The sequence below is a fragment of the Thermodesulfobacteriota bacterium genome, assembly GCA_040753795.1.
Classification (GTDB): Bacteria; Desulfobacterota; Desulfobacteria; order Desulfobacterales; family Desulfosudaceae; genus JBFMDX01.
Window position 1 is genome coordinate 106,999 of record JBFMDX010000009.1, and the last position, 23,013, is coordinate 130,011.

General features: G+C 53.6%; 26 protein-coding genes and 1 tRNA gene. 24 read left to right on the top strand and 3 right to left on the bottom strand.

Annotation, left to right across the window (positions count from 1 at the left end; all coding sequences use genetic code 11):
* Nucleotides 1-743 precede the first annotated feature (743 nt).
* The 8 genes from AB1724_12220 to AB1724_12255 all read left to right on the top strand — a co-directional run bounded on the left by AB1724_12220 (nt 744) and on the right by AB1724_12255 (nt 7,226).
* Complete coding sequence (locus tag AB1724_12220; protein MEW6078573.1) at nt 744-1,352, top strand: site-specific integrase; 609 nt, start codon at nt 744-746, stop codon at nt 1,350-1,352.
* Nucleotides 1,353-1,401: 49 nt separating this feature from the next.
* On the top strand, nt 1,402-1,755 hold the full coding sequence (locus tag AB1724_12225; GenBank protein ID MEW6078574.1) for a DUF6516 family protein: 354 nt from the start codon (nt 1,402-1,404) through the stop codon (nt 1,753-1,755).
* A 5-nt stretch (nt 1,756-1,760) separates the two neighbouring features.
* Complete coding sequence (locus AB1724_12230; protein MEW6078575.1) at nt 1,761-2,120, top strand: transcriptional regulator; 360 nt, start codon at nt 1,761-1,763, stop codon at nt 2,118-2,120.
* 112 nt (nt 2,121-2,232) lie between these two features.
* Nucleotides 2,233-2,817, top strand: coding sequence for a hypothetical protein (locus tag AB1724_12235; GenBank protein MEW6078576.1), 585 nt, complete (start codon nt 2,233-2,235; stop codon nt 2,815-2,817).
* A 44-nt stretch (nt 2,818-2,861) separates the two neighbouring features.
* Nucleotides 2,862-3,572 carry a hypothetical protein gene (locus AB1724_12240; protein ID MEW6078577.1) on the top strand — a complete coding sequence of 237 codons (711 nt, stop codon included), beginning with the start codon at nt 2,862-2,864 and terminating at the stop codon, nt 3,570-3,572.
* Nucleotides 3,573-3,774: 202 nt separating this feature from the next.
* Entirely contained in the window at nt 3,775-3,978 is a 204-nt protein-coding gene (locus tag AB1724_12245; GenBank protein ID MEW6078578.1) for a helix-turn-helix domain-containing protein, read from the top strand.
* Between the two features lie 629 nt (nt 3,979-4,607).
* Entirely contained in the window at nt 4,608-5,897 is a 1,290-nt protein-coding gene (locus AB1724_12250; GenBank protein MEW6078579.1) for a DUF3987 domain-containing protein, read from the top strand.
* A 960-nt stretch (nt 5,898-6,857) separates the two neighbouring features.
* Nucleotides 6,858-7,226: a hypothetical protein gene (locus tag AB1724_12255; GenBank protein MEW6078580.1), complete on the top strand. Its 369-nt coding sequence runs from the start codon at nt 6,858-6,860 to the stop codon at nt 7,224-7,226.
* A 152-nt stretch (nt 7,227-7,378) separates the two neighbouring features.
* On the opposite strand, the gene AB1724_12260 is transcribed toward AB1724_12255, so the two are convergent.
* Nucleotides 7,379-7,452, bottom strand: a tRNA-Gln gene (locus AB1724_12260).
* Nucleotides 7,453-7,502: 50 nt separating this feature from the next.
* The gene (gene gltX / locus AB1724_12265) at nt 7,503-8,903 is read right to left on the bottom strand and encodes a glutamate--tRNA ligase (GenBank protein MEW6078581.1); all 1,401 of its coding nucleotides are present in this window, start codon (nt 8,901-8,903) and stop codon (nt 7,503-7,505) included.
* Between the two features lie 180 nt (nt 8,904-9,083).
* Here gltX and AB1724_12270 point away from each other — a divergent pair, with 180 nt between their 5' ends.
* The 15 genes from AB1724_12270 to AB1724_12340 all read left to right on the top strand — a co-directional run bounded on the left by AB1724_12270 (nt 9,084) and on the right by AB1724_12340 (nt 21,130).
* Nucleotides 9,084-11,000, top strand: a complete 1,917-nt coding sequence (locus tag AB1724_12270) for an aldehyde ferredoxin oxidoreductase family protein (protein ID MEW6078582.1) — start codon at nt 9,084-9,086, stop codon at nt 10,998-11,000.
* 259 nt (nt 11,001-11,259) lie between these two features.
* Nucleotides 11,260-11,439 carry a 50S ribosomal protein L32 gene (gene rpmF, locus AB1724_12275; protein MEW6078583.1) on the top strand — a complete coding sequence of 60 codons (180 nt, stop codon included), beginning with the start codon at nt 11,260-11,262 and terminating at the stop codon, nt 11,437-11,439.
* A gap of 47 nt (nt 11,440-11,486) precedes the next feature.
* Nucleotides 11,487-12,239: a 3-oxoacyl-[acyl-carrier-protein] reductase gene (fabG, locus tag AB1724_12280; protein MEW6078584.1), complete on the top strand. Its 753-nt coding sequence runs from the start codon at nt 11,487-11,489 to the stop codon at nt 12,237-12,239.
* A gap of 27 nt (nt 12,240-12,266) precedes the next feature.
* A complete protein-coding gene (gene acpP / locus AB1724_12285) occupies nt 12,267-12,497 on the top strand; it encodes an acyl carrier protein (protein MEW6078585.1) in 231 nt (76 codons plus the stop codon).
* Nucleotides 12,498-12,530: 33 nt separating this feature from the next.
* Nucleotides 12,531-13,772 (top strand): serine hydroxymethyltransferase, encoded by a 1,242-nt coding sequence (glyA, locus tag AB1724_12290; GenBank protein MEW6078586.1) that lies wholly within the window; start codon nt 12,531-12,533, stop codon nt 13,770-13,772.
* Nucleotides 13,773-13,883: 111 nt separating this feature from the next.
* The gene (locus AB1724_12295) at nt 13,884-14,369 is read left to right on the top strand and encodes a cytidine/deoxycytidylate deaminase family protein (protein MEW6078587.1); all 486 of its coding nucleotides are present in this window, start codon (nt 13,884-13,886) and stop codon (nt 14,367-14,369) included.
* A gap of 3 nt (nt 14,370-14,372) precedes the next feature.
* Entirely contained in the window at nt 14,373-14,825 is a 453-nt protein-coding gene (gene nrdR, locus AB1724_12300) for a transcriptional regulator NrdR (GenBank protein ID MEW6078588.1), read from the top strand.
* A 27-nt stretch (nt 14,826-14,852) separates the two neighbouring features.
* A complete protein-coding gene (gene ribD, locus AB1724_12305; protein ID MEW6078589.1) occupies nt 14,853-15,950 on the top strand; it encodes a bifunctional diaminohydroxyphosphoribosylaminopyrimidine deaminase/5-amino-6-(5-phosphoribosylamino)uracil reductase RibD in 1,098 nt (365 codons plus the stop codon).
* Complete coding sequence (locus AB1724_12310; protein ID MEW6078590.1) at nt 15,950-16,612, top strand: riboflavin synthase; 663 nt, start codon at nt 15,950-15,952, stop codon at nt 16,610-16,612. The genes ribD and AB1724_12310 overlap by 1 nt, the downstream gene beginning before the upstream one ends.
* A 15-nt stretch (nt 16,613-16,627) precedes the next feature.
* Complete coding sequence (locus AB1724_12315; GenBank protein MEW6078591.1) at nt 16,628-17,842, top strand: bifunctional 3,4-dihydroxy-2-butanone-4-phosphate synthase/GTP cyclohydrolase II; 1,215 nt, start codon at nt 16,628-16,630, stop codon at nt 17,840-17,842.
* A gap of 63 nt (nt 17,843-17,905) precedes the next feature.
* Complete coding sequence (ribE, locus tag AB1724_12320; protein MEW6078592.1) at nt 17,906-18,373, top strand: 6,7-dimethyl-8-ribityllumazine synthase; 468 nt, start codon at nt 17,906-17,908, stop codon at nt 18,371-18,373.
* A 12-nt stretch (nt 18,374-18,385) separates the two neighbouring features.
* Nucleotides 18,386-18,823, top strand: coding sequence for a transcription antitermination factor NusB (gene nusB / locus AB1724_12325; GenBank protein MEW6078593.1), 438 nt, complete (start codon nt 18,386-18,388; stop codon nt 18,821-18,823).
* A 26-nt stretch (nt 18,824-18,849) separates the two neighbouring features.
* Nucleotides 18,850-20,220 (top strand): TrpB-like pyridoxal phosphate-dependent enzyme, encoded by a 1,371-nt coding sequence (locus AB1724_12330; protein MEW6078594.1) that lies wholly within the window; start codon nt 18,850-18,852, stop codon nt 20,218-20,220.
* Nucleotides 20,221-20,235: 15 nt separating this feature from the next.
* Nucleotides 20,236-20,514: a hypothetical protein gene (locus tag AB1724_12335; GenBank protein MEW6078595.1), complete on the top strand. Its 279-nt coding sequence runs from the start codon at nt 20,236-20,238 to the stop codon at nt 20,512-20,514.
* Nucleotides 20,504-21,130 carry an MBL fold metallo-hydrolase gene (locus AB1724_12340; GenBank protein ID MEW6078596.1) on the top strand — a complete coding sequence of 209 codons (627 nt, stop codon included), beginning with the start codon at nt 20,504-20,506 and terminating at the stop codon, nt 21,128-21,130. The genes AB1724_12335 and AB1724_12340 overlap by 11 nt, the downstream gene beginning before the upstream one ends.
* A 94-nt stretch (nt 21,131-21,224) precedes the next feature.
* On the opposite strand, the gene AB1724_12345 is transcribed toward AB1724_12340, so the two are convergent.
* Entirely contained in the window at nt 21,225-22,022 is a 798-nt protein-coding gene (locus AB1724_12345; GenBank protein MEW6078597.1) for an FKBP-type peptidyl-prolyl cis-trans isomerase, read from the bottom strand.
* A gap of 251 nt (nt 22,023-22,273) precedes the next feature.
* On the opposite strand from AB1724_12345, the gene AB1724_12350 reads away from it, so the two are divergent.
* Nucleotides 22,274-23,011 carry a hypothetical protein gene (locus tag AB1724_12350; protein ID MEW6078598.1) on the top strand — a complete coding sequence of 246 codons (738 nt, stop codon included), beginning with the start codon at nt 22,274-22,276 and terminating at the stop codon, nt 23,009-23,011.
* The last annotated feature ends 2 nt before the right edge of the window (nt 23,012-23,013 follow it).

The window sequence follows — 23,013 nt, forward strand, 5'->3', positions numbered from 1 at the left end:
AATATACATTTTCACGACTTTTCACGGTTTATCTTTTTGGTTCACAAATATCTTGAAATTATATACTTTCTTTTATTTTAATATTCACTTGACTGCACGATAAAACACGCTAAAATGAAATTATGTGTGGGGTAGAGTGTGGGGTAAAAAGTGTTTTCGGGTTTTAAACCGGGTTTAACCATGGTGTGGGGTAAGGTGAAATTATGCCAAAATTTCAGACACGGGAAAAAACGACATATCCGGGGATTTATTCCATGGAGGCCCTGGGCGCGGATGGTAAGCCAGACCGGGTTTATATGTTGCGTTACCGGAAAGACGGTAAGCTAATAGAAGAAAAGGCGGGGTATGCCAGGCAGGGAATGACGGCGGCAAAAGCAAACCATATCCGGGCGTCCCGCATAAACGGTCAAATGACAAACGCGGAACGGCGGACGGCCCTGGAAGCCCAGAAAGCGGCGGAAGCTGGCCGCTGGACGTTCAATAAACTTTGGAACCAGTATCAGGAAACCCGGCCTATCAAGGGCATACAGACCGACCGGAACCGCTATGAAAACCACATAAAACCATTGTTTGGAAATAAGGAACCAAAGGACGTTTCACCTCTTGACGTTGACCGGCTACGCCTGAAAATGCTGAAAACCCATTCCCCGGCCACGGTTTATAACACCCTGGAACTGTTCAGGCGGATTTCCAATTATGGCATTAAGAAAAGGCTATGCCCCGGCCTTCCATTCATTGTTGAAATGCCTGAAAAAGACAACGAAAAAACAGAAACATTAAGCCCGAAACAATTAACAAGACTCATTGAAGTTTTAAACGAACACGGAACCGAACCGGCGGCCCTGATTATGAAGCTGGCCCTGTTTACTGGAATGAGGCGCGGGGAAATTCTCAAATTGCAATGGCAGGATGTAGACTTGCAAAAGGGGTTTATTTTCCTGGCCGACCCAAAGGGCGGGCAAAGCCAGAAACTGCCATTGAGCCCGGCGGCGGTTGAAGTTTTAAAACAATGCCCACGGCACAAAACAAGCCTTTACGTTTTCCCTGGGAGGCATGGCGGAAAACGGGCTACCACGAAACGGTTGATTGATAAACTGAAAAATGAGGCTGGCCTTCCCGACGACTTCCGGCCCCTGCACGGACTGAGGCACGTTTACGCTTCAACGCTGGTAGAAAGCGGGGTTGATTTATACCGGGTTCAGAAATTGTTAACCCACAAAAGCACGGCCATGACGCAAAGATACAGCCACTTAAAGGATGAAACATTGCGAAGCGCGGCGGTTACGGCTGCGGCGGCCATACTGGGCGGCCCGGAAAGCAAGGCCGAAAAGACGGGCACCGAAACAAAATAAAGAATGTTGACAAATTATCATCAGATGATAACCTATTGCGCAGGTAAACATGACCGCTGAAAAAGATGGTTCCCTTGACACGCTGCTGGACTTGGACGGTGAAATCTTTCCCATGGATAGCGGTTTCTGGGTAAAATTCGAAATCAAGCCCATACCGCCAAGCAAAACCGCGCCCCATGGGATAAAGTATTCCCTGACGCTGCATGACCGGAACAATAACCGGGTTGTCGGTTTTGATAATGCCCATGCGGTCAAGCCACGGAAGCAGAAAGGCTTTTCCGGAAGAAAAGTTGCCTGGGATCATGCGCACCGTTTGGATAAGGTGCAACCGTATCATTTTCAATCCGCCGGCCAGTTGCTTGAAGATTTCTGGAAGGCGGTTGATCAATACTTGAAGGGATAAATATCATGGCCGAAAAAGTAATGAAAATTGGGATCATGTCAAAGGAAGATTACCGGCGTCGGACGATTGCCATTGCCAAAGGTGAATATAAACCCGGTAAGAGTGAGCCAAAAATCTGGTTTGAATCCATGGAATCCCTGGGGCAGATTTTGAGCGGCCAGAATCAAAAGCTGTTGCGGTTAATCAAGGAAAAGCATCCGGCATCCCTGGCCGAACTGGAAACCATATCCGGCCGGAAGAAATCGAATTTATCAAGAACCCTTAAAACCCTTTCCAATTACGGCATTGTTGATCTGGTGCGCACAAAAGGGATGGTGCGGCCGGTTGTAAACGCCACGGATTTCAAGGTTGAATTGAGCATATAAAACCATACTTCCGGCAGGGATAGGGGCGGGCTGATCACCTGCCCCGAACGGCGGAAACCTGGACCGCCTTCCCTGATCTTCACTATCAGGGCCGGAACCAGGCAACGGGATAATGACACGAAAACACAAAGACCCCACAGCCTTTGAGCGCCTTTTAGCGGCTATTGATCCTTGCTATAAGCCCACCGAGTTTGAAAATAAGGTTGAGCGGCTAATGGTCATAAGCGAAGCACAAGAACGCCTAAAAAACATACAAGCGCAAGATGGGGAGGCGGGAAATAACTCTGACCAATTAAGAAACGAAATTTTGGATTTTCTGCAAAGTTTTTTAAACGCGGCCTACGAATACCACGAAACTACGGGGATACGGTCTGACCTAAAAGCGGCATTGTTTTTGAAAAAATTAGGTGTATCAACCGGGAAAAATAAAAAGACCCGCAGCGGGCATTTGATTGTTGATTATGTTTGGTTGATAAATCCTGGCCCTGATTATTATCCGGCTGATCCCACGTCGGCGCTTGAAAGCCTGGCGGCTATGCATGGCCTGGAAAGTCCTGAAGCGGCCCTTCAACAGTTACGGACGCACATTCGGAAAATGGGAAAAAGGGCGGAAGCAAAGGGCGAAGTTGAAGGTTTTAAAAAATTTGTCGAGGGGTTACACCTTCCCGGGAACCCCCCTTGGCCCTATAAAAAATAAGTATCCTCTATTTTTTTATTCATCGGAAACCAGGAACCGGAAATATGAAAAAGAAAACACTATCAGAAATAGCCGAAGCCGTTTCTAAAGAAATTGAAATTTTGAGGGAAAAAACAGGCTGGCCGCCGTTTTTATTGAAACAGCTTTGTAGTATATGGAATTATCCGATTAGCCCTAAAGCCCGTAAAAAGGCCATAGCTGCTGCATCTTGGCGTTTAAAAAAAATTGATCTGAACACGGAACAAATGGAAACCGTTAAACAGGCTATACAAAAAGAGCTTCTTAAGAGCGTTGCCTTTAAAAAAAGAAAGTGGCCCGACGAGGCGTTAATCCCTATAGAAACAATAGAAAACGCACAAGACGCAAACGATTCACTGAAAGAGCATATTATTTTTTTTGAATGCTATAACCAGGCTGTTAAAGCATACCGGGAAAGTAAAGAACCGCGAACGGAAAAAAGGCAGGCGTCATTTTTCCGAACCATGGGAATTACAAAAATAGGCGTTACAGGGAGAGGTAAACCGCCAAAGAAAGTTAATGAAGAAATGCTATTTAGGGAATACTTACAATGTGTCCACACAGGCCTGGACCAATGGGCAGCCCTGGACGTCATACAAAAGGAAAATAACCTTCCAAGCGTAGATGACACCTTGAAACATATTCAACTTTATGTAACCGAACTAAAAAAAGCCCTTAAAGCTGAAGGGTTAAATCCTGATGTTTTTAAAGGTTTCATACCTGGAAACCCTTCCTAATATTCCGGCAAACCACGCTTAAAAATCTCCCTTAGCGTTCAAGTACGCAGACGTAACACCCTCCCTGTTTTTCAATTTAGGAAAAACAATACGTATTATTTTTCCTAATAAAATCATTGACTTATCACGCACTTTGGGGCCATAATAAACCCAGATTAAAACAGTTAAAACATTTAACAACTTTTAACAGGCAGGTGAAAACATGGAAGCCCAAAAACTACTAAATACCAAGGAAGCGGCGGCCCTGATAGGCTCGAACCCTCGAACGTTGGACAACTGGCGCGGTTTAGGGCGCGGTCCGGTTTACGTAAAATTGAATAAACGCAACGTGCGTTATGCCTTGGATGACTTGCTGGAATATATCGCACGTCACCGGGTTACACCGGCAGGAGGCGGCTATGAATAAAAAACCCCTAACACCTGGCCGGGCTGTAAGGCGTTTTTGCCTTGAATGTTGCGGCGGTGCGGCGGACGTGAAAAATTGCGGCGGGGATGCCCTGCTAACCGGCGAACCCTGCCCACTTTTCCATTATCGTGCTGGGCGCGGAAGGCCTTCCGTCAAAGTTATTCGGAGGGAATGCCTTCATTGCATGTGCGGAAGCCGAAATATGGTCGAGAATTGCGGGAACGCCAATTGTTTTTTGTTCCTTTTCAGGATGGGCATAAATCCGAACCATCAAATATCGAAAAATCAGGCTCAAAAAAGGCAGTTTAACGGGCAGTTTTGCTCGCAGAAGGAACGAATCACTTCAGGCAATGGTGTTATGGCCTGAAAAGCAAAAGGCCGTTCCTGGCAGGGAAAACGGCCTTTAAGAAAGGAATTACCTAATGAGGAATAGTAACAATTTGTACGGTGAAAGTCAAACAGAATCAGAATCGAGATCGGAACTAGGGCAATGGCAGACGGCAAGAGAACTTATCCCCCGCTGCCCTTATCCCTGGAGCGTTCTTCCGGCAGTAATAGAAGATAGTTTTAAAAGACTGGCTAGATCATGCGCTTCGACACCTGACCCGTTACCAGGGTTCGCTTGTGCGATGATTGGGGCAACTGTAGGTCGTTATGTTTCGATAGAGATGAAAGACGGTTGGCAAGAACCACTAATTTTCTGGGTTATCGATATAAATGAAAGTGGCGGAGGAAAAACGGCGAAAATGCAAAGTCTGGCAAGCGTATTCAGGGAATTACAGCGCAATGAACAGGAACGGGCAAGGTTAGAAACAATTGAATGGGAAACAATGGCTCCGCAAGACCGTGGACGGCCAGCAGACAGATCCCGTGCCTATTATTGCACAGATTTAACTCTAGAAGGCTTGCGGGCTGACTTGGACGGCCATAGCACCGGCGGCATTCTTGCCATATTAGCCGAGGCCAGTAGCCTGATCAGTGGGCAGAATGAATATAAAAACGGGAAGGGAACGGACCGAGAATCATGGTTACGACTTTATGACGGGCATGATGTTCGAATCAGCCGTGCTTCAAGAAGTATGTTAATCACCGGCGCGCGCGTATCTGTTATAGGTGGGATTCAACCGTTAATTTTCCAGCAAGTGTTTGGCAAAGGAGATAAGCAATTCCTGAAAGATGGAACAATCTACCGGGGGCTCTTTACATATGCCCCGTCAGATCACCACACATTGACGCCCGAAACTTGGGCAGATGCCGACCAGCAGGTTTGGGAAGACGTATTAAAGCGGGCCTTCGCTTGGGTAGACGGTCAAGAGCTTCTCCACCGCATTCATTTGAATGAAGAAGGGCAATCTTTATTTTTAACCTGGCGAAACGACTTAGACCGGCAGAAATTCGACTTGCCCCCTGAGATTCGAGGTTTCTTGCCAAAGGCGTATGGGACGGCGTTACGGTTAGCCGCAGCCATTGATTTGATTCATTGCTTCCATAAGGACCAGTCACCACGGAAGCAGATGGGTGAGGAAGGGGTGCAAAGGGGTATTGATGCGGCTATGTTCTACCTAGGACAGGCTGTGGACGCCACCCGCCTGATTCTCGGAGTGGCATTGAAAATAAACCCTATGAAAAAGAAAATTCGGCAGGCTATCCGAGACCGGGGAACGATGACCGCCACCGAAATCAACGAAGATGTTTTTAAAAGAAATATCCCGGCGGAAAAAATACAGGCGGCACTCAATGAAATGGTAATGAATAGCCAGTTAAGTATGACCATCGAATCAACTGACGGGCGGCCAAGAACAATATACGTACTGCACGAAAAAAACGAATTAACGAAAAAAGCGGCAAGAGCCGACCAAACACACAACCATTATTCGTTTAATTCGTTTAATTCGTTGCCGGATGAAATTGAAATATGACCCCCATTGAATATTTAAAGACTTTCAGAATAACCGCAATAATCGAGTCCACGGGTAAGATCACCTTGAAGGGATTAAGTGGTCTGCCAGAAGAACTTTGGGGGGAAGTTGTCTCCTGGGCAAAAGAACACCGGGCCGAAATAGAAGACGACCTTAACAGGCATGGTGGCTGTTTAGCACGTTGCAAACAATCCGGTTTATGTTACGGCACCGCTTATTTTGATGGCAAGCCAGGGCGGGGCACAATCTGTGACCTAACCCGGTGCGCTTGGAATAAAAAAGGTTAGCTTGAATTTATTTCGAAAATTAAGGTGAGGCTCTCCAAGCTGGCAAGTTAGGTTCACGACCACAGGACAAGTTAGCTTTTGTTTGGGTAATTATTTGAGTCCATAAAAAAGGGCAATCAGTCATGATAGCTTTCAGAGCAAATAACCGAAACTATAAAAAAGGCAAGTGTTGCATGATAAATGACCGACACTATAAAAAAAGCAAACACCAAAAGAAACACCACTACGCGCGGAAAGCTGGTCGTGTGTTAGACGCCTTGGATGCCTAAAAGATGACAACATGTTATTTAGGCGGCAAGTTGTAAAAAACTCTTTTATGGCACTCCTAAAATTCCGGCCTACATAATTATCTATAACCAATCGTTTATACTTAATTAATTATTGTTTTTCACGAAAAAAGTGGGTAGTTTACGCAGTAAAAAGCGGATTTCTTTGTCAGGTTTCAAGAGCGAATAAATCCCGGCGCAGCTCATGAAGCATGATATGGGGGGTATGTCTTTCTTGCCAGTTTTCAAGTCTTTAACCACCGGGGATAGGAACGCGCGCAAAATAACGGAAAATCGGAATACTCTGCTGTTGGTTTTTATCTTGATTTATATTAAAATAATTATATTTTATAAATAGAGAAGTATAGCTTAAACAATCATTGCCATGCTCTTGGGGGAGTAAGAGAATGAACCGCATTGTGAAATTAGTTGTCTTGGCTGTTTCGCTGTCGCTTATGTTCGGATGTGCCACGTACTACCTTCAGTCCAACCTTAACGGCCTCTCGGTCGGTATTTCCAAATCGGCGTTTCTCTATACATTTCCCGACACCCGCACGACTCAAGGCCCGATTCTTAGAGCGGCACAAAAGGGCAAAGACGGTCTCATTGAAGTCTTCACCATGGAAATGACTGGCGGGCAATTGGGGCAGCAGCCTGTTCCATTCTGGTTCCTGTTCGAGAATGGCAGCTTGACGCAGTGGGGTCGACCGGAGGACTGGCGAAATGTCTCCGCAAGTTACGAGATCAACTTCAATCCAGCGCATGGCGTGCGCTAGAGGTAACGCAAAAGGTTTTCCATAACGAGCAAGGTTTTTTGAAGGGCTGGGCGGTTTGGTTTGCCTAGCCCTTTTTTTGCTCTGTGTGGGGTAGAGTGTGGGGTAAAGAAATAAAAAAGGGCTTAGCTTTTGGCTAAACCCTTGTGGTTGGCTGGCTGAGGGATAAGGATTCGAACCTTAATAAACGGGGCCAGAACCCGTTGTCCTGCCGTTGGACGATCCCTCAAAAAACGAAGTCACCATAACAAACCCGTCCGGTTAAGGTCAAGAAAAAACTCATGGGTTTTTAATGCGGGCGATTGCCGCGGCCAGCCTCCGGGTTACCGCCGGCCGGCCCAGGGCCACCATGGTTTCAAAAATACCGGGGCTTTCGGTCCGACCGGTGATGGCCACCCGCAGGGGCTGGGCAATTTTTCCGAATTTTACACCGGTCCTGTCCAGGATCAGTTGAAAGGCTTTTTCCAGGTTTTCCTGGGTATAGTCAGTCAGGCCGTCGACCGCCTCGGCGCTCATCTCAAGCAGGTTCAGGTTGTCCGGCACCAGAAATTTCTGCGCCGCCTTCTCATCATAGGAAAGCGGCTCTTCAAAATAAAAGGCGGCCTTGTCCGCCATTTCCCGCAGGGTCTTGCTCCGTAACGTCAGGGTTGAGATGACGCCGGCAAGGTAGCGGTCATCGTCAGCGGCGTATCCCTTTCCCTTCAGGAACGGTTTGAGGTGGGTCGTCAGGGCCTCCGGCGGGGTGTTCTTGATGTGTTCGGCATTGATGGCCAGCAGCTTGTCGGGATTGAACACTCCGGCCGATTTGCCGATATGATCCAGGGTAAACTTTTCTTTCAACTCCGCCATGGTGAAATATTCCTGGTCGCCGTGGGACCAGCCCAGGCGGACCAGATAGTTCAGCAGCCCGGAAGGCAGAAAGCCCATGTCCCGGTACTCCAGGACGGACATGGCGCCGTGCCGCTTGCTCAACCGTGACCGGTCGCTGCCCAGAACCATGGGCACATGGGCAAAAAGCGGCAGGGGGTGATCCAGGGCAAGGTAGAGCATGATCTGGCGGGGCGTGTTGGCCACGTGATCGTCCCCCCGGATAATGGTGTTGACACCCATGGTGATGTCGTCCACCACCACGGCAAAATTATAGGTGGGCGTGCCGTCGCTCCTGAAAATGACAAAATCACCGGTTTCGGCGTTGTCAAAGGCGATGGTGCCCTTGACGGCATCATCCAGAATGGTTTTTCCGGCATCCGGCGTCCGGAAGCGGACCACGGTTTTATCCGACGGGGCCAGCCCCTTTTCCCGGCAGGTACCGTCATAAGCCGGGTTGCCGCCCACAGCCAGGGCTTTTTTCCTTTTTTCCTCCAGCAACTCGGGCGTACAATCACAGTAATAGGCCCGGCCGGCCGCCACCAGCCGGTCGGCGTACTGGCGATAAATATCAAACCGTTCCGACTGAAAATAAGGCCCTTCATCCCAGTCGATGCCCAGCCACTGCAACGATTCGATGATGCCGTCGGCCGAGGCCTGGGTGGAGCGCTGCGTGTCGGTATCCTCGATGCGCAGTATAAATCGGCCGCCGGTGTGCCGGGCGTAAAGCCAGTTAAACAGGGCCGTCCTGGCGCCGCCGATATGCAGATGACCGGTGGGGCTCGGCGGAAAGCGGGTCACAATGGTTTCCATTTTCATCTCCTGAAATTTTCGTTAGGCTGCTTATAACACCGGTAAAAACGATTTGGCAAATTAATACCGGCCCGGGTCGGGAGACGAGATTTCTTGACAAACCGGTCCGGAATTGATTTCGTTGCATGTAACCACTACATAAAATTCCGTTATCAACCTGTCCCAGGGTAAGGAGGAGCAATGGCATCCCGATACAAGGGGTATACCGGCCGGGTGGCGGATATCGACCTTTCTTCCGGAACGATTTCCGATTATCCGGTCACGGACGAAGACCGGGAAAAATTTCTGGGCGGACGATATCTGTCCACCAAAATCCTCTGGGATACATTGAAACCGGGGGTAGACCCGCTTTCCTCGGACAACCTGCTGATCGTCATGACCTCGCCGCTGACCGCAACCGGCGCGCCCTCGTCCAGCCGCTATGATATTTCCGCCAAAAGTCCGCTGACCGGCGGCATCGGGCATTCCAACAGCGGCGGCAATTTCGGTATTCACCTCAAGCGCGCCGGTTTTGACGGCGTGATCGTGCGGGGTAAGGCAGCCCAGCCGGTATATATCGAAATGAATGACGGTCAGATTGCAATCAGACCGGCCGGAGACATCTGGGGCACGGATACCCAGAAGGCCCAGGAGATGATGCTGGCCGGCAACAAGGGCGGTACCATGGCCATCGGCCCGGCCGGAGAAAACCTGGTGCGCTTTGCCTCGGTGGTCTCCCAGGAAAGAAGTCATGGCCGGGCCGGCATGGGAGCGGTCATGGGCTCGAAAAACCTGAAAGGCATGGCCGCTTTCGGCAAACAGAAGATCGACATCGCCGCGCCCGAGGCATTCAAGCAGACCGTCAGAAAATGGGTTCAGCTGCTGCAGTCTCACCCCGCTACCGGCGATATTGTTCCCAAATACGGAACGGCCGTGTTTGTCAATATCCTTTCCCGCAACAACGCCCTGCCCACCCGGAATTTTACCGAAGGCACCTTTGAAAAGGCCGATGATATCAGCGGCGAACGGCTGGCGGAAAAATACCTTGTCAAAAACTTCGGGTGCGTGACCTGCCCCATCCGCTGCGGCCGGGTGGTGGAATATAACGGGAAGGAGATCAAGGGACCTGAGTATGAAATTCTCTGCCTCATGGGAGCCAATCTCGGCGTCAGCGACATGGATTCGATTATCCGTTGGAACTACGAGCTGGATCTTCTCGGCATGGACACCATCAGCATCGGCAACGTGCTGGGGTTTGCCACGGAATTGAACCGCAAAGGGCTGTGGAAAAACGACCTTGATTTCGGCCGGACCGACAACATCTCCGCGATCATTGCCGACATCGCCTATCGCCGGGGGATTGGCAGCGACCTGGCCGAAGGCGTCAAACGCCTGTCGGAAAAATACGGCGGAGCCGAGTTCGCGGCTCATTCCAAAGGGCTGGAAATGGCGGCCTATGAACCCCGGTCGGCGGTGGGACACGGCCTGGGATACGCCACCGCCAACCGGGGCGCCTGCCACCTGGACGGCGGGTATATGATTTATTTTGAGGTTTCCGGTCCGGCCACGCTCAAACCGCTTCATGCCCGTTCCAAACCGGGCTGGGTTATTCTGGACCAGAACCTGCTTTCCGCCATCAGCGCCGGCGGAAACTGCCTGTTTACCTCCTGGACCTTTGTGCCGGCCCAGGCTTTCAAGCTTCCAAGCCATCCCGTGGCTTCCGCCGTCGTCAGTTTTCTGCTGACCTGGACCTGGCCGCTGATCGACGGCATGCTAAGGCTGCCGCCCTGGATGCAAAAAATCCACCTGCCCATGCTGCCCCATTCCAAAGCCATCAAACTGGCCACGGGCATGCCCATGGATTTCGGCCGGTTCGTGGCGGTCGGCAATCGGGGTTTTACCCTGGAGCGGATGTTTAATTTACGTGAAGGAATCGACAAAAAACAGGACTGGCTTCCCCGACGGTTTACCCATGAACCCCTGTCCGGAGATCTCAAAAGGGTGGTTCCCCTGGATAAAATGCTGCCAAAATACTATCAATTGCGGGGCTGGGATTCAAACGGGAACCCAACGGATAACACTTTGAAAAAACTCGGTCTTTGGTTTACCCGCGGCTGATTTTTTTACTGTCCGGTTCAGGCCTTCCAACCGCGGATAATGTCTTTTCCCTCCTCTTTCCGCCTCCGGACAGGCTTTCTTTCTGATTTCATACCGTTTTCATATCGTTACCGGAATAAAATCCTTGACAATAATTGCCGTTTTCTTTATTCCTATCCAGATTGTACGGCTTATAAATATAAGCGCCGGCCGATTTTCCGGCGTTTTTTGGCGATTGATTTTAATTGTTAATAATTAAAACGGATAAGGAGAATATAAGATGGCAGTTCCAAAGCACAAGAAATCCAAATCAAAACGGGATATGCGGCACGCCCACTACAAGGCATCCCCGGTAGATGTCATTTCCTGCCCGCAATGCGGGGAAGCCAAGCAACCTCACCGGGCCTGCCCTTCCTGCGGCACTTACAAAGGCCGGACGGCCTTCGAAGTCAAGGAATAGGTCGGTCATTCGCCCGAATGAACGGGGTTGATCAGGAGCAGACGCCCATGGGTCTTGACCAGAACCAGCGGGTAGTCGTGGTAACGGGGGGAGCCCGCGGCATCGGCCGGGCGGTATGCCTGGCCCTGGCCGTAAGGGGTACTCATGTTTATTTTAATTATTCCAGATCGTTATCGGCGGCCCAGGAAACAGAGGTGTTGATCAGAAAACAGGGCGGCCAGGCAACGGCTGTCGCTGCCGATGTCTCTAAAGAAAATGAGGTCAAAGATTTTTTTGGCGCCATTGTCGATGAGTCCGGCCGCCTGGATGTTCTGGTCAACAACGCCGGCATCACCCGGGACGGCTTGATCCCCCGCATGAGCGAGCAGGATTGGGACGATGTTCTGGCCGTGAATCTCAAGGGCGCTTTTCTGTGCATGAAAGCGGCCTCCCGGCAGATGCTCCGGCAGCGGTCGGGCCGGATCATCAATATCAGTTCCGTGGTAGGGCTGACCGGCAATCCCGGCCAGGCCAACTACGCGGCCTCCAAAGCGGGGTTGATCGGGCTGACCCGATCGGTGGCGGCGGAATTCGCCTCCCGGAACATCACCGTGAACGCCGTGGCGGCCGGTCTGATCCATACGGATATGACGGCGGTTCTCTCCGCCGAGGAAAAAAAGGGCATCACCGAAAAAATTCCCCTGGGACGGATAGGAGAACCCGAGGACGTGGCAGGGGTGGTGGCGTTTCTGGCATCTGACCAGGCCGCGTATATCACCGGCCAGGTGATTCACGTCAACGGCGGATTATACATGGGATAGAAAAAGGATAATATAAGGAGAAACAACATGTCGGTTGAAGATAAGGTCAAACGGATTATCGCAGACAGACTGGAGATCGCCGCAGAGGACATCAGCCTTGAATCCGAATTCATCAGTGACCTGGGCGCGGATTCCCTGGATATTGTGGAGTTGCTGATGTCTCTGGAGGACGAATTCGATCTGGAAATTTCGGATGACGAAGCGGAAAAGATCAAAACCGTGCAGGACGCCGTCAGTTACATTAATGAACGGCTTTAGACAAAATATCATTATTGGATCGGAGAAGTAGCGTTGAGCTTGGAGTTGCTGGAAAAGAGTGATCCTGAAGTTGCCCGGGCGATTCGCCTGGAGCTGGAGCGGCAACAGAACAACCTGGAGCTGATCGCCTCGGAGAACGTCGCCAGCCCGGCGGTTATGGCCGCCCAGGGCAGCGTCATGACGAACAAATACGCCGAGGGATATCCCTCCAAGCGCTATTACGGCGGTTGCGAGTTCGTCGATGTGGCCGAGCAGCTGGCCATTGACCGGGCCAAGCGGCTGTTTCAGGCGGCCTATGCCAATGTACAGCCCCACTCCGGATCTCAAGCCAATATGGGGGTTTATTTCGCGTTGCTCAAGCCCGGAGACACCATCCTGGGAATGGACCTGTCCCACGGCGGGCACTTGACTCATGGCAGTCCGGCCAACTTTTCCGGTCAGTTGTTTAACTTCAAACATTACGGGGTGCGCCCGGATACCGGCCGCATCGACTACGACCAGCTCGCGGACCTGGCCAGAACCCATCGCCCGAAAATGATCGTGGCCGGCGCCAGTGCTTACCCGCGCCGGCTGGAGTTTGAAAAATTCCGGGAGATCGCCCGGTCCGTCAACGCCCTGCTGGTAGTAGACATGGCCCACATCGCCGGGCTGGTGGCGGCGGACCAGCATCCGTCGCCCCTGCCCTTTGCCGACGTGGTCACCTCTACGACCCACAAGACCCTGCGGGGACCCCGGGGAGGACTGATTCTTTCCAACCAGGATTACAGCAAAATACTCAACAAGGAAATATTCCCCGGTATTCAGGGCGGACCGCTGATGCATGTCATTGCGGCCAAGGCGGTAGCGTTCGGGGAGGCCCTGACCGAAGGCTTCCGAACCTATCAGGCGGCCGTGGTGGAAAACGCCGGAATTCTGGCCCGGTCGCTGATGGACCGGGGCGTTGACCTGGTTTCCGGAGGAACGGACAATCATCTCATGCTGGCGGATCTGCGGAGTCTCGGGGTTACCGGCAAGGAAGCCGAAACAATTCTGGAGCGGGCCGGCTTAACGGTAAACAAAAACACCATTCCCAACGATCCGCAGGGGCCCCTGGTTACCAGCGGCGTCCGGATCGGGACGCCCGTATTGACGTCCCGGGGGATGACCGGAAAAGAAATGGAGATCGTGGCCGATCTGATGGTTACCGTTCTAAAAAATCGAGCCGATGAAGCCGTTATTCAGCGGTCAAAGGCGGCGGTCAAAGACCTCTGCCGGCAGTTTCCGCTCTATGCCTGAACGCCATCCGTTATGGCCGGACGGCGCCTGAACGATAGCTCCGGTCAATTTCCGGCCAGGACATAAAAAGGCGGGCCGGACGGCACATCCGAAGAATTCGGGAGACAACATATGGACGGTTCAACCGGAAAAAACTGGAAACGACCGGAATGGCATACCTACTTCATGCAGATCGCCGAACTGGTCGCCAGCCGTTCCACCTGTCTGCGGCGATCCGTCGGGGCCGTAATCGTTAAAAACAAGCGGATTCTGGCCACCGGATATAACGGGGCTCCGTCGGGTGTCGCCCATTGCTCCGAAACCGGCTGTCTCCGGGCCCAGCTTCAGGTGCCGTCGGGTGAGCGGCATGAATTGTGCCGGGGCATTCATGCCGAACAGAACGCCATCATCCAGGCCGCTTCCCACGGGGTCACCATCAGCGGAGCCGACCTTTACTGCACCAATCATCCCTGTTCGATATGCGCCAAGATGATCATCAACGCCGGGTTAAAAACCATCTATTACAAGGATGGGTATGCCGACGCCTTGTCAGCTAAAATGTTGAGCGAAGCGGACATTAAGCTGATCCAGACGGGCGGCCAGACCGAAAGGGGATAAAGCATGAAATGCCCGTTTTGCGGAGGACTCGAGAACAAAGTTATCGATTCCCGACTTAGCCGGGAAGACACGGAAACCCGCCGCCGCCGGGAATGCCTCGCCTGTCAGCGCCGTTTTACCACCTACGAGCATGTGGAAAAGGTGCCCATCATGATCGTCAAGAAGGACGGCCGCCGGGAGCCCTTTCTCAAAGAAAAGGTCCGGGTCGGTATTCACAGCGCCTGCCAGAAGCGCCCGATCAGCACCAACGCCATCGAGGCGTTTATCGATGAACTGGAGCGGGACCTGATGGAAACCGGCGAGAACGAGATCCCTTCGAGCATCATCGGCGAGAAGGTCATGAAAAAACTGCATGCCCTGGACGACGTGGCCTACGTCCGGTTTGCCTCGGTATACAGAGAATTCAAAGACGTGCATGATTTTTATTCCGAGCTGAAAAGTTTGTTAAAACGATAGCGGCGATCGGCGCGGTGTGCGGGCAACATGGATGATATCCGTTTTATGGAAGAAGCGATCCGGCTGGCGGAAAAGGCCGAGGGGTTTACCTCCCCCAACCCGACCGTCGGCGCGGTGGTTGTAAAGAACGGCCGGATCGTGGGCCGGGGCTGGCATGAAGCCGCCGGCAGACCTCACGCCGAGGTGGTGGCCCTCGATGAGGCCGGTTCCCTGGGCGAAAAGGCCGACCTGTACGTGACGCTGGAGCCCTGCAATCATACCGGCCGGACGCCGCCCTGCACGGAAAAGATCATCCGCGCCGGGATCGCCCGGGTGGTTTTTGCCGTGCGGGATCCGAATCCGAATGTCACCGGCGGCGGCCGTGATTTTCTTAAAAGCCGCGGCATCGAAGTGGTTGAAGGCGTATGCCGGGAAGCGGCTGAAAAACAGATCGAATGGTTTCTCAAGTTTGTCCGGACAAAAAAACCGTTCGTGACGTTGAAATGCGCCATGACCCTGGACGGCCGGGTCGCCACCCGGACCGGGGACTCCCGCTGGGTGACCGGAGAGGCGGCCAGGCGTTATGTCCACCGGCTCCGGCATGCCGCCGACGCCATCATGGTCGGGGCGGGAACGGTGAAGGCCGACAACCCCCGGCTGACCGCGCGCCTTGGCGACCGGCCGGCGAAGGATCCCCTGCGCGTCATTCTGGATTCCCGGCTGACGGTGGACGAGAACGCGGCCGTGTTTAACGTCGAATCCACGGCCGCGACCCTGGTAGTCACCGGGCCGGCGGTCGACGGCGACAAAAAGGAGCGGCTGGAGTACAAAGGCGTGCGGGTGATCCCGGAAACGCTTGACGGGGACGGTCGCATCCGCCTGCCGGACCTGATGGCGCGGCTGGGCGCCTTGAACATCACCAGTCTGCTGATCGAAGGCGGCGGGCGGGTCAGCGGGGCGGCCCTTAAGGCGGGCATCGTCGATAAGATTTGTTTTTTTTACGCCCCCAAGATCCTGGGCGGCGATGACGGGGTTCCGGCCTGCTCCGGAACCGGTCCGGAATGGATGAAAGACGTGCTCAAAGTGAGCAACATGACGGTGAGCCAGATAGGCGATGATATTATGGTAGAAGGTTATCTGAACTGATGTTTACCGGTATTATCGAGGGGCTGGGTGTCATTCGCGACACCCGGGCGGTCAGCGGCGGCCGGCGAATCAGCATTGACGCCGGATTCAACCTGGGCGACACCGCCGTAGGCGACAGCATCGCGGTGAACGGCGTCTGCCTGACGGCAGTGACGGTGACCGGGACTCGTTTTGAGGCCGATGCCTCGCCGGAGACCCTGGCCCGGACCACCCTGGGAGAACTGAAGGGCGGCAGCCGGGTGAACCTGGAGCGGGCCCTGCGGTTTACCGACCGCCTGGGCGGTCACCTGGTCACGGGGCATATTGACGGGACCGCCGTCATGAGGGATAAAAAAAGAGCCGGCAACGCCGAAATCATTACCGTCGGGGTCGGTCCGGAGTTGTCCGGCTATATGGTGGCCAAAGGGTCGGTGGCCGTGGACGGCATCAGCCTGACCATTAACCGCTGCGGCCGGGATTTTTTTGAGGTGAGTATCATACCGCATACCGCGGCCATGACCACCATCGGCTTCCGGCAGCCGGATGAACGGGTCAATATTGAAACCGATATCATCGGAAAGTACGTCAAACATTTTCTGACCGCCGGCCTGACTGATGAGACGCATCAATCCGCCGGCGGCCCGATAACACGGGAAACCCTGCTGAAAGCGGGGTTTGTATAACAGAGGAGAAGTATCATGGGAGTAATGAGCATTGAAGACGCGATCCAGGACATTCGCGCCGGGAAAATGATCATCCTGGTGGATGACGAAGATCGCGAAAACGAAGGCGACCTGATGATCGCCGCCGAAAAAGTAACCCCGGAAGTGATCAACTTTATGGCCATGTACGGCCGGGGCCTGATCTGCCTGGCCCTGGACGCCCGCATCGTGGAGGCCCTGGACCTGCCCCTGATGGTGGATCGGAACACCTCGCAGTATAAAACGGGCTTCACGGTGTCCGTTGAAGCCGCCCGGGGGGTCACCACCGGCATTTCGGCCGCCGACAGGGCCACCACCATCCTGACGGCCGTGGCCGACGACGCCACGCCGGAGGACCTGGTGCGGCCGGGCCATGTGTTTCCGCTTCGGGCGCGGCGCGGCGGGGTGATCGTCCGGGCCGGCCAGACCGAAGGCTCGGTCGACTTGGCCCGTCTGGCCGGGCTGAAACCGGCCGGGGTCATCTGTGAAATCATGAACGACGACGGCACCATGGCCAGAATGCCGTCCCTGGAAAAATTCGGCGAAAAGCACGGTATCGGCATCTGCACCATCGCCGACCTGATCGAGTACCGCATGCGGACCGAATCCTTTGTCAAAAAAGTGGTGGAGGCCAAAATTCATTCCGAGTTCGGCGGCGAGTTCAAGGTGGCCGTGTACGAAAACGACATGGATGATTTCCAGCACATTGCCCTGATCAAGGGAGACATTAAAGAAGACGAACCGGTGCTGGTCCGTGTTCATTCCGAATGCCTGACCGGGGACATTTTCGGCTCCCTGCGCTGCGATTGCGGCAACCAGCTGCGCAAATCCATGATCATGATGGCCGAGGCGGGGGCCGGTATCCTGCTGTACGTCCGCCAGGAAGGCCGGGGTATCGGCCTGGTCAACAAGCTCAAGGCCTACAACCTCCAGGACCACGGGCTGGACACGGTGGAGGCCAACGAGAAACTGGGCTTCCGGCCGGACCTGCGGGATTACGGCATCGGCGCCCAGGTGCTGGCCGATCTGGGCGTAAAAAAGATGCGCCTGATCACCAACAACCCCAAGAAAATCGTCGGACTGGAAGGCTACGGATTGTCGGTGGTGGAGCAGGTTCCCATTGAAATTCAGCCCAATGCTTACAACAAAAATTATCTGGAATGCAAAAAACTGAAAATGGGTCATACCCTGAACCTGGACTGCGTGCCATAACCCGGGATAACCAGTCACTGAAAATACGGAATGGGAAAAAACCAAATTACGGGAGGAGGACATATGCCAAAACTGATTGAAGCCGGGCTTTCCGCGCAGGGCAAGCGGTTTGCGCTGATCGCCAGCCGGTTTAACGATTTTATCACCGAGCGGCTGGTCGCCGGCGCGGTGGACGCGCTGATCAGAAACGGCGCCGCCGACAAGGACATCGCTCTGGTCAAGGTGCCGGGCTGTTTCGAGATTCCGCTGGCAGCCAAAAAACTGGCGGCCGCCGGCACCTATGACGCGGTCATCTGCCTGGGCGCGGTCATTCGCGGCGCGACACCTCATTTTGAATACATCAGCGCCGAGGTGTCCAAGGGAATCGCCCAGGTCGGCCTGGAATCGTCCGTGCCGGTGATTTTCGGCGTGATTACCACCGACACGATTGAGCAGGCGATTGAGCGCGCCGGGACCAAAGCCGGCAACAAGGGCTGGGACGCGGCCATGGCCGCCGTGGAAATGGCCAATCTGATGAAAAAGATCGCTTAAAGGAAATCCGTCATGGCGGGAAGACGCAGAGCACGGATTTACGCGTTGCAGTTTCTCTTTGCCGGGGACCTGAACGCGTGGAGCAATTTCGAAGAGGAGCTGGAAACCTTCCGCACCCGCTTCGAGCTGACCCCGGAAACCGTTCCCCATTTTTTCACCCTCGTCCGCGGGGTCAGGGAAAAACGGCAGCAAATCGATACCCTGCTGGTGGAACACTCCCAGAACTGGAAGATCAGCCGCATGTCCGGCGTGGACCGGAATATCATGAAAATCGCGGTCTATGAAATGATGTACTGCGAGGATGTGCCATTCAAGGTGGCCATCAACGAAGCCATTGAGATCGGCAAGCAGTTCAGCACCGAAGACTCCGGAGCCTTTATCAACGGGGTGCTGGACAGCATCCGGAAAAAAATCGAACCCCAGACAAAAAAAGACCAGACACCTTCTTAACCCATCATCAACTAAGGAGAATACCGGTGAGCAACAAAAAGGTTTTATTAGCCGAAGAGGACATGCCCCGTCAGTGGTACAATATTCTGGCGGATATTAAAATGAATCCCCCCCTGGGACCTGACGGAAAACCGATCAGTCCGGATATGCTGGCGCCGGTTTTCCCCATGAACCTGATCGAGCAGGAAGTCAGCTCACAGCGATGGATCGATATCCCCGATGAGGTGCTGGGTATCCTGAAGATCTGGCGGCCGTCCCCCCTGGTCCGGGCCAGCAACCTGGAAAAATTTCTGGGAACGCCGGCCAGAATTTATTTTAAAAACGAAAGCGTCAGCCCCCCGGGCAGCCACAAACCCAACACGGCCGTTCCCCAGGCTTATTACAACAAGGAATTCGGCATCAAGCGCATGACCACCGAAACCGGCGCCGGCCAGTGGGGCAGCGCCCTGGCCTTTGCCTGCTCCCATTTCGGCATTGAATGCAAAATCTACATGGTCCGGATCAGTTTTGACCAGAAACCCTACCGCAAGTCCATGATGTCTGTCTGGGGCGGCAAATGCGTTGCCAGCCCCAGCAACGAGACCAAGGCCGGCCGGGACGCCCTGGCCAGGGATCCGAACACCCCGGGCAGCCTGGGCATCGCCATCAGCGAGGCCATCGAGGCCGCGGTCAGCGACACCACCGGTAAGACCCGCTACTCCCTCGGCAGCGTACTCAATCACGTCATGCTCCACCAGACCATCATCGGCCTGGAAGCCAAAAAACAGATGAAAATGATCAACGAATATCCGGATGTCATCATCGGCTGCGCCGGGGGCGGCAGCAATTTTGCCGGCATCGCCTTCCCCTTTGTCCTTGACAAAATTAACGGCAAGCACATCGACATCTACCCCGTGGAGCCCCAGGGATGCCCCACCCTGACCCGGGCGCCGTTCGTGTACGATCACGGCGACACCGCCCGCTACACGCCCCTGCTGCCCATGCACAGCCTGGGCCACGCCTTTGTTCCGGCGCCATTCCATGCCGGCGGCCTGCGCTACCACGGCATGGCCCCTACTGTCAGCCAGCTGGTCTGCCAGGGTATCCTGGAACCCAGGTCGGTACCGCAGCTCAAGTCCTACCAGGCCGGCGTCACCTTTGCCCGGACAGAAGGCATCATTCCCGCGCCGGAAACCTGTCACGCCCTGGCCTGCGTCATTGATGAAGCCAACAAGGCCAAGGAGGAAGGTAAGGAAAAGGTCATCCTGTTCAACTGGAGCGGCCACGGGCTTCTTGATTTGACCGGTTATGACAAATACTTTGCGGGCGAGCTGACCGACGTCGAACTTACCGAGAAAGAGATGGCCGCTTCGGAAGCGGTGTTTGCCGAATTTCCCAAACCGCAAATGATAAAATAAAAAAAGGTCGGAAGCATGCCGTCAGAACGGGAACGTCACTGCCCCAGGCTGGGTCACCAGATTCCTTTTGCCTATTGCCTGACCTGCGGTGAGACCGGCGGCCCCTGCTGGAAAATCGCCGATTGCTGGTGGGAGACCTTCGATATCGTCGGGTATCTCAACGCGCATTACCCGGGGGAAACGGTCGCGGCCCTGATAGACGCCCGGCCCAAGCCTAAAATCACCAGCATCCTGGAGCTGATTGAACAGGCGAAACAACGCGTTAATAATGATGGAGGTGGAGTTGATCATTGAGAAGATGGAAGTGGGCCCGATCATGGCCAACTGTTTTATCGTGGGCTGCGAGGAGACCCGGCAGGCCGCGGTCATCGATCCCGGAGACGAGGCGGACCTGATTCTGTACCGGCTGGCCGGCAGTAAGCTGACCGTGAAGCATATCATCAATACCCACGGCCACTTTGACCATGTCAGCGCCAACCGGCAACTGAAGCAGGCCACCGGCGCCGACATCATCATTCACGCGGCCGACGCGCCCATGCTGACGAGCCTGTCGGACATGGCTTCGGCCTTCGGGCTGTCCTGCGACAATTCGCCGCCGCCAGACCGGACTGTAGACGAAGGCGATATCATCGCCTTCGGCAATATTGAAATGAAAGTCCTGCACACGCCGGGCCATTCGCCGGGCGGCATTTCGCTGGTGACCGGCAAGACGGTCTTCGTCGGCGACACGCTCTTTGCCGGCTCCATCGGCCGGACGGATTTTCCCGGCGGCGATTTTGATACCCTCATCTCCGCCATCCGCAACAAGCTTTTTCCCCTGGGAGACGATGTCACGGTTTATTGCGGTCACGGGCCGGAGACGACCATTGGCCGGGAAAAACGAACCAACCCCTTCGCGGCAATCAGATAAAGGCCGTCGCTAAAACAAAAACGTCTCATCCGGGCATTTGTATTTTGCCCGGATGAGACGTTTTATTTTTCAGCCCGCCTCGATAATGGCCGATTTATTTTTTTGTCTCGGTGGCCGGTTTGGCTTTTTCTGCTTTCTCTTTCGGGTTCACCAGATCCACCGGCGCCTTCTTTTCCTGTTTGACGATTTCCAGCAGCTCCACATCAAAAACCAGGGTCGCGTTAGGCTCGATCTGCTGACCCATGCCTTGAGGGCCGTAGGCCAGTTCCGTGGGGATGAACAGTTTGTATTTGCTGCCCACGGGCATGAGCTGGAGCGCTTCAGTCCAGCCGGGAATCACGTTAGCCACCGGAAAGGTCGCCGGCTCGTTACGCTTATAGGAGCTGTCAAACACCTTGCCGTCAATGGTAGTGCCTTCATAATTGACTTTGACGGTGTCGGATGCCGCCGGAATCGGACCGGTCCCTTTGGTGACCACCATGTACTGCAACCCGCTGGCAGTGGTGGTTACGCCCTCTTTTTTGGCATTCTTCTCCAGAAACGCCTTGCCGGCGGCCAGGTTGGCCTCGCCCTTTACTTTTCTCTCCTCCATCTGCTTGGCCTGCATTCTCTGGGAAAAAGACTGAAGCAGGGTGTTGGCCTCATCTTCGGGGATCATGAGGGGCTTTTCGGTCATCTGGTCTTCAAGGCCTTTTTTGAGCATGTCCACATTGATTTCTCCCTTGATGTTCAGCAGGGACGCCGCCATCTTGGTGCCGATGATATAGCTGATTTTGTCTTTTTCGGTGGCCAGCGCGGCTGATTTGTTCTCGGCCGTCACCGTATTTACCTGGCAGTTGAAAACAAACAGACCCAGACAGAAAACAACAATAATACGCTTGGTGATTTTCACAATGAACTCCTTTCGATTTTCTCTGGTTTATTTACAGGAACAATAGGACTGATTCCTTGTTGAATTGAAACAGGAAGATACCACTCTTGCCGATTTGTTGCAAATGTTTATTTAAAGTCCGGAACAAATAAATTTATTATATTTGTTGACGGATCGGCCCGGCTTGCATATAAAGAACATTCATAAAAGCAGTTATTTACCTTTTTCTTTTATCAACCGATAAAAATCGCCGGGAGGTGCCTGTGGTGAAAATGATTGGTTTTTGGGCCGGTTTGATCGTAATGACGATGATGATACCCGTTGTGGCCTTAGCCAACCCCCTGCTGGATGAAATGGATGCCTTAAACAAAGCCGGCGGTTATGAGAACCAGAAAAAGGCCATCGAACTGGGTAAAAAAGCGGTGGAGGCCGAACCGGACAGCTATGAGGCCAACTGGCGGCTGGCACGGTCTTACGCCTATTACACCCACGCCCTCCAGGAGCATTTAGTCCCCGGCTGGGAGGACGCCTGCCGGAAGGACGCTAAAAAGGGTCTGCGCTATGCCGAGAAAGCCATGCAGCTTGAACCGGAAAAAATTGAAGGCTGTTATTTCTTTGCCTTCAATGCCGGCATGTACTCGTTCGGCATCAGCATCGTCGGGGCCGTCACGGAAGGGCTCAAGGGAAAAACCCAGAAAAATTTTGAAAAAGTCTACGCCATGGACAAGAATTTCGAGGAAGGGGACGTAATGATCTCCCTGGCCCGGTTCTGGCACCAGTTGCCCTGGCCCCTGAAAGACATGAAGGAATCGCTCCGTTACTACCGTGAATACCAGGCCTCGCCCTTCTGGGGAAAAGATCCGAATACCATGATCCTGGTAGCCGACCTGCTGGCGGACATGGGCGGAGAGGAAAACAAACAGGAAGCCCGGCAGATCCTGGACACAGCCATGAAGACTTGCGGCGAATACTATCGGAATATCGGTCAGGAAGCGCTAAATAAGTTATAGGC

Coding starts and splice junctions, on each gene's coding strand:
- AB1724_12245 (MEW6078578.1), top strand. CDS start 3,775: ATGGAAGCCCAAAAACTACTAAATACCAAGGAAGCGGCGGCCCTGATA.
- nrdR (MEW6078588.1), top strand. CDS start 14,373: ATGAAATGCCCGTTTTGCGGAGGACTCGAGAACAAAGTTATCGATTCC.
- AB1724_12335 (MEW6078595.1), top strand. CDS start 20,236: ATGCCGTCAGAACGGGAACGTCACTGCCCCAGGCTGGGTCACCAGATT.
- ribE (MEW6078592.1), top strand. CDS start 17,906: ATGCCAAAACTGATTGAAGCCGGGCTTTCCGCGCAGGGCAAGCGGTTT.
- fabG (MEW6078584.1), top strand. CDS start 11,487: ATGGGTCTTGACCAGAACCAGCGGGTAGTCGTGGTAACGGGGGGAGCC.
- AB1724_12230 (MEW6078575.1), top strand. CDS start 1,761: ATGGCCGAAAAAGTAATGAAAATTGGGATCATGTCAAAGGAAGATTAC.
- AB1724_12250 (MEW6078579.1), top strand. CDS start 4,608: ATGATTGGGGCAACTGTAGGTCGTTATGTTTCGATAGAGATGAAAGAC.
- AB1724_12220 (MEW6078573.1), top strand. CDS start 744: ATGCCTGAAAAAGACAACGAAAAAACAGAAACATTAAGCCCGAAACAA.
- AB1724_12310 (MEW6078590.1), top strand. CDS start 15,950: ATGTTTACCGGTATTATCGAGGGGCTGGGTGTCATTCGCGACACCCGG.
- AB1724_12270 (MEW6078582.1), top strand. CDS start 9,084: ATGGCATCCCGATACAAGGGGTATACCGGCCGGGTGGCGGATATCGAC.
- AB1724_12315 (MEW6078591.1), top strand. CDS start 16,628: ATGGGAGTAATGAGCATTGAAGACGCGATCCAGGACATTCGCGCCGGG.
- rpmF (MEW6078583.1), top strand. CDS start 11,260: ATGGCAGTTCCAAAGCACAAGAAATCCAAATCAAAACGGGATATGCGG.
- AB1724_12225 (MEW6078574.1), top strand. CDS start 1,402: ATGACCGCTGAAAAAGATGGTTCCCTTGACACGCTGCTGGACTTGGAC.
- nusB (MEW6078593.1), top strand. CDS start 18,386: ATGGCGGGAAGACGCAGAGCACGGATTTACGCGTTGCAGTTTCTCTTT.
- ribD (MEW6078589.1), top strand. CDS start 14,853: ATGGATGATATCCGTTTTATGGAAGAAGCGATCCGGCTGGCGGAAAAG.
- gltX (MEW6078581.1), bottom strand. CDS start 8,903: ATGGAAACCATTGTGACCCGCTTTCCGCCGAGCCCCACCGGTCATCTG.
- AB1724_12350 (MEW6078598.1), top strand. CDS start 22,274: ATGATTGGTTTTTGGGCCGGTTTGATCGTAATGACGATGATGATACCC.
- AB1724_12235 (MEW6078576.1), top strand. CDS start 2,233: ATGACACGAAAACACAAAGACCCCACAGCCTTTGAGCGCCTTTTAGCG.
- AB1724_12295 (MEW6078587.1), top strand. CDS start 13,884: ATGGACGGTTCAACCGGAAAAAACTGGAAACGACCGGAATGGCATACC.
- acpP (MEW6078585.1), top strand. CDS start 12,267: ATGTCGGTTGAAGATAAGGTCAAACGGATTATCGCAGACAGACTGGAG.
- AB1724_12240 (MEW6078577.1), top strand. CDS start 2,862: ATGAAAAAGAAAACACTATCAGAAATAGCCGAAGCCGTTTCTAAAGAA.
- AB1724_12255 (MEW6078580.1), top strand. CDS start 6,858: ATGAACCGCATTGTGAAATTAGTTGTCTTGGCTGTTTCGCTGTCGCTT.